Raw genomic sequence first — 12,853 nt, forward strand, 5'->3', positions numbered from 1 at the left:
ATCCCAATCGGGATAAAATGAGGAGTTGCGCCACTTGCGATAAGCTTAAATAGGTAGCAAGTAGCAGCGCTTGAAACGACCATATCGAGGTATGAAATAACAATTTACGATAACTATACAGAACGTCGCCCTTAGTTATCTTAGTTAATGATGACTAAAAAATCTAGTCTTTTCTATCAACTCATACTCTAGTTTTTGTAAAAAAATATATTATTAATAGCGTATGAATTACTAACTATTGAGAACAATTACTTATTCAAAGCCGCTTTTATAAGCGTTACTAAGCTTTTTTAATAGTAAATAAATCGTTCACAAAAAAGCCCCTGCCATAAAATACGACAGGAGCGTTTATAAAACGGTATGCTCGGTGAAGTTAGTTACTTTTTTCCTCAATAAGCTCTTTGATGCTGTCATTATTGCCTTTTGAAGCGTTAGCATTAGCATTGGGGTTTTTACCAGCTGCGTTGGTATTTTTATTGGCGGCGTTACTATTTGCATTGGCGCTCGGTGGTTTAGGCGCTTCAACCACCGGCGGTTTTTTCGGTGCATTATTATTGCTTGAGCCATTATTTGTTGCATTGCCAGTGGTTGCTTCAGGCTTACGGTTAGTATCTGTAGAGGAGTGCGTGGTCGTTGGTTGTCCTTCGATCTCGACCGTCCGCTCTTCATTGACAATCAAAGTGTCAGAAGTATCAGCTGACTGACGTATGCTTTCATTAGCGCCATCTTGTGCGCCGCGATTGGCATTATTATTTGCCATTTGGCCATTACTGTCATCAGACGTTTGTGTCTGTTGACGTACTGGTACTTCGCGTTTGGTTGGGCGCAAGTTTACATTGCGCGTGCGCTTGGTGCTCAAATCCTTAACCGGATCCGGACGTTCATAATTATCGATGATACTGACGTAACGATTGATCTCTTCAGGTAAGACGCGTACATTTGCAGGCAGTTTAAAATCTATCAACTTCGCGGCACCGACCGCCTCTTGTGGACTGCTCATCAGCCCATAAGTCAGCATATAACGCACCTGCTCATTTTCATCAAGGTAGCGGAAATAAGCGAACTTATCGCGATCTTCTCGGCTTTCTAAATAGCTTACAATCACATCATTTTCAGCGACATTCATCACCTGCACGGTCCACTTGCCTTTATTAGCGAGCAGATAACGCTTGTCTTTAAACTCATCAGGATAGCTGCGTAAGTCTTTAACCGTGGTATCAAAACTAATCGGCTGCACGTCTGTATCGAGCTCATGCAAAGACTCTATCTTTAGCGGCTGCTCAAGCTCAGCGGTTGAGGTTTGTGGCGCTGAAATTGGCTCATTCTCAATCTTAGCACCCATCGCTGGCGTTTGGCTAAACATCCAAACTAAGGCGGTAAACACGCCCAATAGCAGGGTTGCTATCAGCCAGATCAGTGCTTGACGGCGATATTTCTGCCCAGCTGTGCGAGTCGTCGAGCGTGATGCTGCCATGGAGAGGTCCTTGGAAAAGGGTACTTATAAAAAGATACTTATAAAACGCTAATCCCAACTTATCGTAGGCTTTTGATTTTTATAGAATTTAAAATTCTAATTGTTTTAACTGAAATTTTAAAAACTAAGTAAACCAATACCTTAGAAAAATAAGTTGAGAGTGGGGTTTATAAAAGAGTTTTATATAATAATGGTCTTAAAAAAATAATGGTTAAAATGATTATTTTAAGCGTTTAACGATTATATATTAACTGATAAATTAAACGTGCTACTTACCTACTGAATACTTCACGAGCTTGTACTATTGATGCTGCGACAAAACTTCGGTCAAAAGCTTGGCATCAAAATCATTGGTCAATACCGCTTTACCTAATGATTTTAACAAAATAAGGCGGATTTGTCCGTGTTTGACTTTTTTATCATGACCCATCAAACCTAAAGCCGTTTGTACGTCAATAGCGGGTGGCATGATAGGTAAATCTGCCAAGGTGAGTACGCGTTTAATTCGCTCAACGTCCGCAGTTGTTAACCAGCCAATTTTTTGCGACAGCTCAGCCGCTTGTACCATGCCAGCGGCGACCGCCTCGCCATGTAGCCAATTGCCGTAGCCTTGATGGGTTTCAATCACATGGCCAAAAGTATGACCGAAGTTTAACAAAGCGCGTACGCCGGACTCTCTTTCGTCTTGTGCGACGATATCGGCTTTATATTGACAGCAGCGCTTCACTGCCTCGCCAAGTACGGCTAAATCTAACGCCATCATCGCTGGTAGATTGTGCTCAAGCCACGTCAAAAACTCTGCATCCATAATCAGCGCGTACTTGATGACTTCTGCCAAGCCTGCCGATAGCTCACGCGCGGGTAAGGTTTTTAGCGTACTCATATCAGCAAGCACCATTTGCGGCTGCCAAAATGCGCCTATCATGTTTTTACCTTGCGGATGATTGATGCCGGTCTTGCCGCCGACGCTCGAATCCACCTGTGATAACAGAGTGGTTGGGATTTGAATAAAATTGACCCCACGCATAAAGCTTGCCGCGGCAAATCCTGTCATATCGCCGACCACGCCGCCACCAAGCGCGATTAAGGTCACATCACGGTTAAAATGCTCTGCCATCAGCGCATCATAAATCTGGTTAATACTGGTCTGGTTTTTATACTGCTCACCATCTGGCAGCACACAAACCTTGACCGTAAACTGCGCTTCAAGCTCATCCTGTAGAGCCTTTAAATATAAAGGCGCAACCGTCCCATTGGTGACGATAAGGACTTGATGACCGGTAATATAAGGCGCGATTTGACTTGCCATGCTGCTTTTTTTAGGGCTAATGGCATTACTATCTTCAGTAATAATAATAGGGTAATCATGACTTTTCGTCTGTACTGTTAAGTTGGCATGAAACAGTGGCGTTGCCATGAAAATCTCCTTAAGTATGAGGATTGAATTAAATTGAGCGGCGTTGTTTATTAAACTTTTTCTTATTGATCTTCTTGATGTGCTGAGCTAATAGAAGTTGAGGCACAAAATGCGTCTAGTTGCTGCAATAACTGATTGACCATATGGCGAGGATAGGTATGGCCGGTCGGCATAATAATATGCGCCACTTGCCGATATAAGGGGTCGCGGGCGCTGTATAAATCTTGCAATATTTTTCTAGGATTGGGCTGTTGTAATAAAGGTCGCGACTTATCTTTGGCCGTACGCGCCATTTGCACGTCTACTGGCGCATTAAGATAGACGACGATACCGCGTTCATGAAGAAACGCTCGGTTTTCAGCCGCCATCACTGCGCCGCCACCGGTTGCTAAGACAATTTGTGTTTGCTGCGTCAGCTCATCAATGGCACGCGTCTCGCGTTCGCGAAAGCCCGCTTCGCCTTCTTTGGCGAATATCCAAGCAATATCAGCCCCAGTTTGCGATTCAATATACCAATCACTGTCTACAAACGAGCGTCCTAACTGCTTAGCAAGCAATCTGCCAATGGTGGTCTTCCCCGCTCCCATCGGCCCCACTAGAAATACCGACGGTAATTCCTCAACCATAATACGCACTCAGCTAAATTAGGTATGATACAACGTCATGGATATTCTGGCTAGTAACGTGTATTGATTATTGTCAGTAAAATCTAGTCAGGCACAAAACTTACCTATAAAAAAAGCAAGCGTTGCTGCTTGCTTTTTTTTATTATGAAATGATGAAACCTGTATTAATTTAGGCGACTGGTACCATCATTAATCAATTTTGGCGTGACAAAGATCAATAGCTCTTCTTTGGCATTGTTACGTACATCCTTGCGGAACGCACGACCAACATAAGGTAAGTCGCCTAAGAAAGGTACTTTATCGACCCCATTGCTTTTACGGTTTTTAAATACCCCGCCCAGTACAACGGTTTGCCCATCTTCCACAATCACATTGGTTGAAATAGAATCTTCAGCAATCGCGACCTGATTGTTAATAATAGTCGGTGTGCCATTGGTAATAAGCAGCTGCAAACCAATTTTACCGTCTGGGGTAATGTTTGGCGTGGCTTCCAAGCTCAATGCCGCTTCTTTAAAGCTGGTGGTAGTCGCGCCACTGGCCGAGGCTTCTTGATAAGGAATTTGCGTACCAGAAGATACTTTTGCCGTTTGTTTATCAGCAGTTAAAATCTTTGGCGTCGAAATCACTTCACCACGGTTATCCGCTTGTAGGGCTGATAACTCAAGATCGAGCATCACATCTGACATGCTAAGCAGTCCAAAAGCAATCCTACCCGCTGGGTTGGCAACCCCTAAATCAACGTTTAAGTTATCAGGACGGCTGATATCATACTTAGGATAAGAAACTGTTTGACCATTGACGGTCGTCGTCTCTACGTCAAAATCTTTCAAGTCCCATAGCGTCTGATTGCTACCACCGACCAGCAAGTTACGGTTATTGGCAGCGCCGTTTGATAAAATCCCCCAACGCACACCAATCTCTTTACTAAAGCTATCGGTTGCGCTAACGATACGCGCTTCAATCATGACCTGACGGACTGGAATATCAATTTTACCAATCAATTTATGAATATTTTCGATGCTTTCAGCAACGTCTTTGATAATCAAGGTATTGGTACGCTCATCGACCGTTACCGTACCACGGTTAGACAACAAGGTATTGTTATCAACAGAGTTTGCGTTGCCAGTACCGCTGCTACCTGTTGAACCACTGCCTTGAGAAATCAGCGTCAATACATCTGCTGCCTTAGCATAGCTTAAGCGAATGTATTCCGTGCGTAGCGGCGCATAAGACTCAACCGCCTGCTGCGCTTCAAGCTCACGCGCTTCTTGTTCTGCCAGCTCAGTCGAAGGTGCGACCAAAATCACATTACCGTTTTCACGTTTGCCAAGATTCTTACTTTTTAGAATGATATCTAGTGCTTGATCCCAAGGAACATTAATCAAGCGCAAAGTGATGTTGCCTGCCACCGAGTCACTCGCCACAATATTCATTTCTGTAAACTGGGCCAATATATCTAAAACACTACGGATTTCGACGTCTTGAAACTCCATCGATAATGCTTCGCCGGTATAGACTTTTTCTTCTAATGTCGGCTCGCGTAGTAGCTCAGGCTTTCTGATATTGATGTTTAATTGATTGCCTGACTGGTAAGCCTGATATTCAAAATCTTCTTTGACATTAATAGTGATCACACCATTTTGCCCTTGGTTTTTGGTATCAATACTATCAACCAGACCGCTATTCACATTCAAGCGGCGCAGCAAGTTTCTCGGTACCGTGCTACCCGTTAAACGCACCACCAACTTATTACCTTGGCGCTGCACGTCTACTGGAATAGCTTCATTGGCAAGCGCAATACTGACATTACCGCCGCCGTCATTGCCTTTGGTGAAATTAACCGCCGTTAAACCATCATAACTATATTGCTTACTCACTTGTGAGGCCGCAAGCTGTGGGCTTAATAAAGGATTGACGCGCACTACCATGGTGTCAGCAGGTGTCTGTGTTGCAACTGCTTGAGTTTTCACTACTTTGGTTTTAATTGGCGCAACGGCAACGCTACTGCTTTCAACAATTGGCGTCACTACCGCAGTAGTGGTGATAGCTGCGTTGCCATTTAATACGTCTTGGACTGGGTCATTGGTAACTACTTGATTAACCACCGGACGACTAGGGTCGCTGATGGTTAGCAGCAAATTATTGCCCTCAATAGCGGTAGTATAATTGCCCGCTTGTTTAAGACCGACGATCAGACGCGTGGTATTGTCACTATTTAGAGTGGTGACATCGTTGATCATACCAACATTATATTCACTAAAACGGCTGGCAAGCCCATTTTGCACTTGTTCAAAATCTAATACCAAACGGCTTGGATTATCAAGCTGATAGGCAGCAGGTAATACTGGCTTACCGGCAAACCCTAAGCGCATTTGGGTAACCGCTGGCGCTGTTTGTACCACAGAGACGTTATTGATACGCTGCTCAGCATGAGCACTGCTACTTATTGCTACCATACTCATTGCCAATACAGAGATGGCAAAACTAGAAGATACGCGGTCGCTCATCGTCATTACCTTGTTGTTGCGTACTGTCATTATATATTCCTCAAAAAATCTGCCGACTTAGCTTATAGGGGAGACCAGCGACTGGGGTTTTTCAACAAACCCAGCGCGGCTGTCTGGCACAATTTCGATCAAGTTAATCTGGGTCGGCGTGATTTCAACAATACGGCCGTCATTTAAGCCAAGATAATTACCGACTCTTACGCTCGCAACCGAACCGTCAGGACGCTGTACTAAAGCATATTGCTGACCTTCAGGTGAAATAACGACGCCGCGAAAGACGAGTTGCGATAGCTCATATTGTTCAAGTGGTTCTTTCACTCGGGTTATATCAGGGCGCACACCATCAATAGAGGTGGCAGGGCCTTGGACATTTACTAAGCTTGGCGGCAAAAATGGGCTGCGTTGCGTACTGGCACTATAAACAAAATCTTCTACCAGCTCAGCCTTGGGCGGCGGCTCAATCGGCTGTGCTGGCTGATTACGAATATCAGTCATCGCCTGCTCTGCCATGCCAATACGGTCAGTACAACCGGTCATTGACAAAACAGTCGCGCTTAAAATCAGCAGCATGGGCAGTTTTTGGATACGCATTAGTTGCCTCCTGCAGCATCAGTAGTAGCAGCATCTGGTGCAGTGGTTTCTTCACCTTCAGGAGCGGCTTCTTTTGAGCGATAGGTTTTGGTTTGTAGCACAAGATTGAGCTCAGGCAATACATCTAGAGTTGGCTGTGGATTACTGACTTCAAAATCATGCATGGTAATAATACGCGGCAAGGCAGCAAGACCACTGATAAAGCTACCAAACTGATGGTATTCTCCTAAGGCAGCGATACGAATAGGCTGCTCAATAAAAAACTCATTTTCAATTTCAGGCTCAACAGAGATATCTTGAAAACGAATGTTACTGCCAACGCCCGTCATATTGATACCTTCGACCAGCTCTGATACGCGGGTATCTTTTGGGAGTTGATCGAGTAAAGTATTAAACTCAGTTTCCATTTGAATCACTTGCGCTTGATAGGCTTTTAAATGACGTGCACGCGATTCTTTTTCGCGGTAGCTATCAAGTAAAGTTTGCTGCTGACTTTCAGCCGCATTAATTTCATCAATTTTGCTGCTGATTGGCAGCGCCCAAGATAGTGCTGCAATCAAAGCAATAATAAATCCAATCACGGTGACTTTGACAGGAAGCGGCCAGCTGCCGTAGTTTTCGCTGTCTAATGATTCGAAACTGCGGCGAAACTCATTTAAGTCAAACTGCTTTTTTGTACTTAGCGCCTCTTTCTTGGTTTTAACCAAGCTCTTTTTTCGAATCAGTTTCATAACTCACCTCCAGACGCAGCGTTAGCTTCAATCTCTTCTGCTGTTTCTGACTGTACTTTAGTCGTGACAACAAACTGAACATAGCTGTCTTCAGGATAAACCGGGCGCGACTGCTCTCCAGTGGTTACCGTATTTTCTAAGGCGGGCGTAGCTTGATAAGCGCTGATATTTTGTTGGATGTTGCTGACAGCTGAATTACCCATCCACTTACTGCTATCAAGATTACGAATCAAGCTAGAGACGATATTTGGATTGTCAGCAAGGCCTGTTAACGTCAGTACATCGCCTTCGCGTTTTAAATTGGTTAAATACAGAGCAGGCGGTATTGCTTTGGCAAGATCATCCCATATACGGACCGGAACCGGACGTCGACCTTGTAAATCTTGGATAACCTGCATGCGTGAGATGATGTCTTCACGGCGCTGCTCTAAGCTATCAATCTCGACCAAGGCTTTGTCTAAGCGAACGTTTTCTTGCTCAATCAGCGCATTGGCATCCAATTGCTCATCGAGTTCATTGTTAAAATAGCTCCATGAGGCGAATGCCGCTAATAGAGTTAACAAAGTTACTGCGGCAACCAAAGTGATAAATTCTTTATTGCGGCGTTCGCGCTCTTCTTGCCGCCAGGGCAATAAGTTAATACGAGCCATTAGTCGAAGCTCCTTAACGCAAGACCGCACGCGGCCATTAAGCTTGGTGCATCAATCGCCAGTTGCTCATTGTCAATGTGCGGAGCGATGGTCATGTTGATGAACGGATTTGCGATAGTGACAGGGACACCCAATCGTTGCTGCGCCATACCGGCAAGCCCTGCAATAGAGCTGCTACCACCCGCTAGCACGACATGATCAATACTGCTGTATTGGCTAGATGAGAAGTAAAACTGTAATGAGCGCGTAATTTGCTGGATGGTATTTTCGATAAACGGTGTCAAAACCTCAGGATAGTAATCATCAGGTAAAGTGCGTTCACGTTTGCTAATGGTTGCTTCTTCAGCAGATAGTCCATAACGGTTTTGAATCGCATCAGTGAGCTGAGCACCACCAAATAATTGTTCACGACTATATATAAACTCACCATTTTTAGCAATATATAATGTAGTTTGATTATGACCAATATCGACTAAAGCGACCAAGTCTGGTACATTTGGCAAGTTATCTGCCATTAATCCAAAAGCACGCTCAATGGCATGCGATTCGATATCCATCACTTTGGTTTGTAAACCGCCAAAAGTAAGCGCATCGACTCTTTGGTCGACGTTTTCTGAACGCGACGCCGCTAGGAGCACTTGCACCATATCATCGTTTATCAGTGACGGCCCTAGTACTTCAAAATCTAAATTTACATCTTCTAATGGATAAGGAATATATTGATCGGCATCCAAACGAATCTGTGCTTCACGCTCCACATCGTTAAGCACCATATCCATATCAATAATTTTGGTAATCACAGCAGAACCTGATACAGCAGTTGCCGCACTACTGCCCGCAGCTTGGCAACGCCTTGCTAGGCTTGTTATAGTACTACCCACTGCTTCAGTGTCTACGATGAGTTTGTCGACGACTACGCCTTCTGGTAGCGCTTCGATACCGTAAGACTTTAAATGAAAGATACCTTGTTGGCGCTGAATGTCGACCAGCTTTACTGACGTGGCGCAAATATCCACGCCAATCAAATGCCGACTTTTAGAAGTAAATAGCCTCACGAACTCTATACCTTATATTAAGTGTACATTCTGATAGTTATTTGTAATAATTTAGTACAATACTTTACTTAATAGATAGATTCAAGCATTTAAATTACCTATTAAGGCACAATTACACATTTATTATTACTTGCCTATTTTGTTCAAGGTATAATCTCCTACCTGTTGCAAATTTTAATTGATAAGCCTGATTATGACCAAAAAAAATGCTACCGCTCGTCTCATTCACTTTTTGGTGGGGCTTTTCATTGCCTGCTTAGCGTTAGCGCTTATTTTAGCGCTTGCTGTACCGATTGGTTTTTATGGTATGGCGATGTATTTAGCGCCAACCTTGCCCAGTACCCAAGAGATTAAAACCGCCAATCTTGAGATGCCTTTACAGATTTATAGTAGTGACGATAAGCTAATTGGCCAGTATGGCAATCGTCTATCGTTGCCGGTTACGTTTGACGAAATCCCTGAAGGCTTAACCCATGCCTTTTTGGCGGCAGAAGATGCAACATTTTTTCAGCATAGCGGTATCAGCATTAAAGGACTTGGTCGCGCTGTGACCGAAGTGGTAACCGACGATGAAAGTCAAACCGGCGGCTCTACCATCACTATGCAGGTCGCTAAAAACTATTTCTTAAGCCCGGAACGTACATTAAATCGTAAATTAACAGAGCTGTTTTTGGCCCGTAAAATAGAAGATGAGCTCAGTAAAAACGACATTCTTACTTTATATGTCAATAAAATCTATCTAGGCGAAGGCGCTTACGGTATCCGTGCTGCTGCCAAGAAATACTATAGTAAATCACTTGATAACCTGACGGTGGCCGAGATGGCTATGCTTGCAGGTTTGCCAAAAGCCCCTTCTAAATACAATCCTGTCGCCAATCCTAGTCGCGCCCTTACCCGCCGCAACTGGATTATTGGCCGTATGCATGAGCTTGGTTATATCACTAAGGCGCAGCACGACGAAGCCATCAACGCCCCTATCGGTATCAACCTGTATCAAGAAAAGCTTGATATGAACATGCCGTATTTGGCAGAGATGACACGTTCTGCCTTGGTCGAGCGCTATGGCGAACAAGTCATGAATGGCGGTTGGCGCGTGCGTTTGACCGTTGATAGTGAAGCGCAGAAAGCTGCAGAAAAAGCAATATTGACGGGGCTTGTGGCCTACGAGCATCGTCATGGCTGGCGCGGACCAGAAGCAAACGGTGAACCTCTGGAAAAATTCCGTCGTTATAGCAATATGTCGCCGGCGAAAGTCACTAAGGTTAACTCACGCAGTTTTGAAGCAATCCTGCAGTCCGGTGAAAGCGTCACCGTCAATTGGACTGGCATGAGCTGGGCACGTAAATATATTTCTGCCGACCGTATTGGCTATTTTCCGAGTAATGCCAGCCAGATTGTTAGTAAAAATGACATCGTGCGCTTGATACCAGCCGCTAATGGCAGTTGGCAATTGAGTCAAATACCAGACGTACAAGGCAGTTTGGTTTCCTTAAACCCTGAAACAGGCGCGGTACGAGCCTTGGTTGGCGGTTTTGATTTCAATCACAGTAAATTTAACCGTGCCCTACAAGGCTGGCGCCAGCCCGGCTCAACGATTAAACCACTGGTTTATACCGCGGCCCTAGAAAAAGGCTACCGCCCAGATAGTATTGTTTCAGACCGTCCGATTCAAGTAGGCGACTGGAAACCTAAAAACTCTGACCAACGTTTTTTAGGCGATATTACCTTGCGCCGTGGACTTTATTTATCACGTAACTTAGTGTCTATTCGCTTGCTACAAGCCATTGGTATCTCCGATGCACGTAATTTATTAGATGAGTTTGGACTCGATAAAGAAAAGCTGCCTACCACTTTGTCGTTAGCATTGGGCACAGGTCAAGCTACCCCATTACAAATGGCGACGGCTTATGCGACCTTTGCCAATGGCGGTCATCGTATTCAGCCTTATTTTATCGACCAAATTTATAATTATAATAATAAGCTGCTGTTTCAAGCCAACCCGCAACAAGCATGCGCGTTATGTTTTAATGAACAGCTCGACGACCTCAACAAAAAACTTATCGAAGATTATGAAGCAAAAGTAGAAGAAGAAAATAAGGCGTCAAAAAAATCAGAGAGCGATATTAAAGCTGAAAATAGTGCAGATTCTGATGCTACAGAAGACAGTCCAGTAAAAGATAGCAAAGCATTTGATGTAGAAGTTTATGATGCAAGTCCAGATTCAGATCGCCTAAAAGCGCCAGTTTTGCAGTATGTACGTGCTGAACAAGCGCCGCGTATTTTAAAACCGCGAGTGGCTTTTGAGATGGCAGATATTCTACGCGACGTTATCCAGCGCGGTACGGCGGTGCGGGCGAAAGCGTTGGGACGCGATGACATTGGTGGTAAAACCGGAACGACGAATGAAGCAAAAGATGCATGGTTTGCAGGGTTCCATCCTACCAATGCTACTGTCGTTTGGATGGGCTTTGATCAGCCATCAACGCTTGGACGCCGTGAATATGGCGGCGTGGCAGCGCTGCCTGTTTGGATGGACTTTATGAAAGCCCAGTTAAAGAACACCCCTCATCAATGGGTGGCTATCAATAACCGTGCCAAATCTAAAAAGCAGAAGCAGACTATCATAGAAATGATGGACGAAGGCGCAGCTGAGCTTGAAGATGAAGATACCGACGATGGCAAATCGGCAAAGCCAGTCAAAACCACCACCCAACAACGTAAGCCACCTACTCCTGAGCCAGTTGAAGAGCAGATTCAAAATCGACCCGCTCCTGAAAAACCAAAACCAAGACGTACAGATAACGGTAATTCCCAAAACAAACCTTTATCAGCCACGCCGGTTGAGCGTATGCCACCGATGCCCGAATAAATAAGTGGCAGTTTTAGTGTAGATGTAAAGAAAAGGTCTGGCACAATTTCACTGTGCCAGACCTTTTTTATTAACACTTGTTTATAAAAATAAAGCCTATTACTTAAACAGAGTATAAAAGCCTAGAGGTTATTTAAAACTCAACCATACCCGCGCGCAGTTGTTCGATCAGCTCTAATAATTGCTGACGCCATTCGCGTACGGTCGCCTCATCTGGCAGCCACTGATTTGATAAGGTAACGACATTAACAATCAGATCGGGTGCTGCTGTGCCGCGACCTGCCCTGTCATCTATTACCTTATCATCTATTACATTCTCAGATAACACTGGATATAAACAACGCTGATAGGCGCGCTCTATATCAGCCAAAAAACCTTGCTGTAAAAGTTGCTCTAAGCGCTGTACTTCAGGCGATACTTGCGTGCGGGCGCCTAATGCTTCTTCAATGTCTGCTAAGGTTGGCGCGGTCATCGTTAAACCATAAAAATTTCCAAGCTCTTGTATAAAAGCAAGATAGGCGCCGTATAAATGAAAAATAGCGGTTTCACAGTGCGCTTGGTATAGTTGTTTATCGCTCGTATTAGCAGCTGCTTGACAGGCCAAACGACAAAAATATAATTTTTGATTAGTACGGTCAGCTTGGTATTTAGCAACGCGAGTCTTGCCTGCCATGCGCTTATCCCTATGTGTTTATGAGTTAATTGAATGAAGTGAATCGTTTAATTGGCTACCGTCATTGAAAATGTCATATCATTCTATAACGCGCTCAAAATCTATTAATAGTAATTTAAAAAGCCTCTGTATAGCAATGTACGTTTTGCTTAAGTTATTATAAAAAAGTGATGGTATACAAAAATAATTTATAAACTCTATTTTCTCTAGGCCATAAAAAAGCCAGCGACTGAGGCTGGCTTTTTTATTGAGAAAAATAA

General features: G+C 44.1%; 10 protein-coding genes. 1 reads left to right on the forward strand and 9 read right to left on the reverse strand.

Going from position 1 to position 12,853, the window contains the following annotated elements; all coding sequences use genetic code 11:
* Positions 1-373: 373 nt before the first annotated feature.
* From ACPEGP_RS07420 to ACPEGP_RS07455, 8 genes are all read right to left on the reverse strand, one after another.
* Positions 374-1,474, reverse strand: a complete 1,101-nt coding sequence (locus tag ACPEGP_RS07420) for a hypothetical protein (RefSeq protein WP_423813046.1) — start codon at positions 1,472-1,474, stop codon at positions 374-376.
* A 301-nt stretch (positions 1,475-1,775) separates the two neighbouring features.
* Complete coding sequence (aroB, locus tag ACPEGP_RS07425; protein WP_423813047.1) at positions 1,776-2,891, reverse strand: 3-dehydroquinate synthase; 1,116 nt, start codon at positions 2,889-2,891, stop codon at positions 1,776-1,778.
* A 62-nt stretch (positions 2,892-2,953) separates the two neighbouring features.
* Entirely contained in the window at positions 2,954-3,517 is a 564-nt protein-coding gene (gene aroK / locus ACPEGP_RS07430) for a shikimate kinase AroK (RefSeq protein WP_144297929.1), read from the reverse strand.
* Positions 3,518-3,681: 164 nt separating this feature from the next.
* Positions 3,682-6,054, reverse strand: coding sequence for a type IV pilus secretin PilQ (gene pilQ / locus ACPEGP_RS07435; protein WP_423813048.1), 2,373 nt, complete (start codon positions 6,052-6,054; stop codon positions 3,682-3,684).
* Positions 6,055-6,081: 27 nt separating this feature from the next.
* The gene (locus ACPEGP_RS07440; protein ID WP_068405097.1) at positions 6,082-6,615 is read right to left on the reverse strand and encodes a pilus assembly protein PilP; all 534 of its coding nucleotides are present in this window, start codon (positions 6,613-6,615) and stop codon (positions 6,082-6,084) included.
* Positions 6,615-7,346: a type 4a pilus biogenesis protein PilO gene (locus ACPEGP_RS07445; protein ID WP_201589590.1), complete on the reverse strand. Its 732-nt coding sequence runs from the start codon at positions 7,344-7,346 to the stop codon at positions 6,615-6,617. The genes ACPEGP_RS07440 and ACPEGP_RS07445 overlap by 1 nt, the downstream gene beginning before the upstream one ends.
* Entirely contained in the window at positions 7,343-7,996 is a 654-nt protein-coding gene (locus ACPEGP_RS07450) for a PilN domain-containing protein (protein WP_423813049.1), read from the reverse strand. Before ACPEGP_RS07450 ends, ACPEGP_RS07445 begins: the two co-directional genes overlap by 4 nt.
* Positions 7,996-9,051, reverse strand: coding sequence for a pilus assembly protein PilM (locus tag ACPEGP_RS07455; RefSeq protein WP_201589594.1), 1,056 nt, complete (start codon positions 9,049-9,051; stop codon positions 7,996-7,998). Before ACPEGP_RS07455 ends, ACPEGP_RS07450 begins: the two co-directional genes overlap by 1 nt.
* A gap of 193 nt (positions 9,052-9,244) precedes the next feature.
* On the opposite strand from ACPEGP_RS07455, the gene ACPEGP_RS07460 reads away from it, so the two are divergent.
* Positions 9,245-11,920: a penicillin-binding protein 1A gene (locus ACPEGP_RS07460; RefSeq protein WP_423813050.1), complete on the forward strand. Its 2,676-nt coding sequence runs from the start codon at positions 9,245-9,247 to the stop codon at positions 11,918-11,920.
* Between the two features lie 133 nt (positions 11,921-12,053).
* On the opposite strand, the gene ACPEGP_RS07465 is transcribed toward ACPEGP_RS07460, so the two are convergent.
* Positions 12,054-12,593, reverse strand: a complete 540-nt coding sequence (locus ACPEGP_RS07465) for a DUF6586 family protein (protein WP_423813051.1) — start codon at positions 12,591-12,593, stop codon at positions 12,054-12,056.
* Positions 12,594-12,853 lie beyond the last annotated feature (260 nt).

Source organism: Psychrobacter sp. 219-2-C, from assembly GCF_049560815.1.
In the GTDB taxonomy this organism is placed as follows: domain Bacteria; phylum Pseudomonadota; class Gammaproteobacteria; order Pseudomonadales; family Moraxellaceae; genus Psychrobacter; species Psychrobacter faecalis.

Coding starts and splice junctions, on each gene's coding strand:
- pilQ (WP_423813048.1), bottom strand. CDS start 6,054: ATGACAGTACGCAACAACAAGGTAATGACGATGAGCGACCGCGTATCT.
- ACPEGP_RS07460 (WP_423813050.1), top strand. CDS start 9,245: ATGACCAAAAAAAATGCTACCGCTCGTCTCATTCACTTTTTGGTGGGG.
- aroK (WP_144297929.1), bottom strand. CDS start 3,517: ATGGTTGAGGAATTACCGTCGGTATTTCTAGTGGGGCCGATGGGAGCG.
- ACPEGP_RS07450 (WP_423813049.1), bottom strand. CDS start 7,996: ATGGCTCGTATTAACTTATTGCCCTGGCGGCAAGAAGAGCGCGAACGC.
- ACPEGP_RS07465 (WP_423813051.1), bottom strand. CDS start 12,593: ATGGCAGGCAAGACTCGCGTTGCTAAATACCAAGCTGACCGTACTAAT.
- ACPEGP_RS07440 (WP_068405097.1), bottom strand. CDS start 6,615: ATGCGTATCCAAAAACTGCCCATGCTGCTGATTTTAAGCGCGACTGTT.
- aroB (WP_423813047.1), bottom strand. CDS start 2,891: ATGGCAACGCCACTGTTTCATGCCAACTTAACAGTACAGACGAAAAGT.
- ACPEGP_RS07420 (WP_423813046.1), bottom strand. CDS start 1,474: ATGGCAGCATCACGCTCGACGACTCGCACAGCTGGGCAGAAATATCGC.
- ACPEGP_RS07445 (WP_201589590.1), bottom strand. CDS start 7,346: ATGAAACTGATTCGAAAAAAGAGCTTGGTTAAAACCAAGAAAGAGGCG.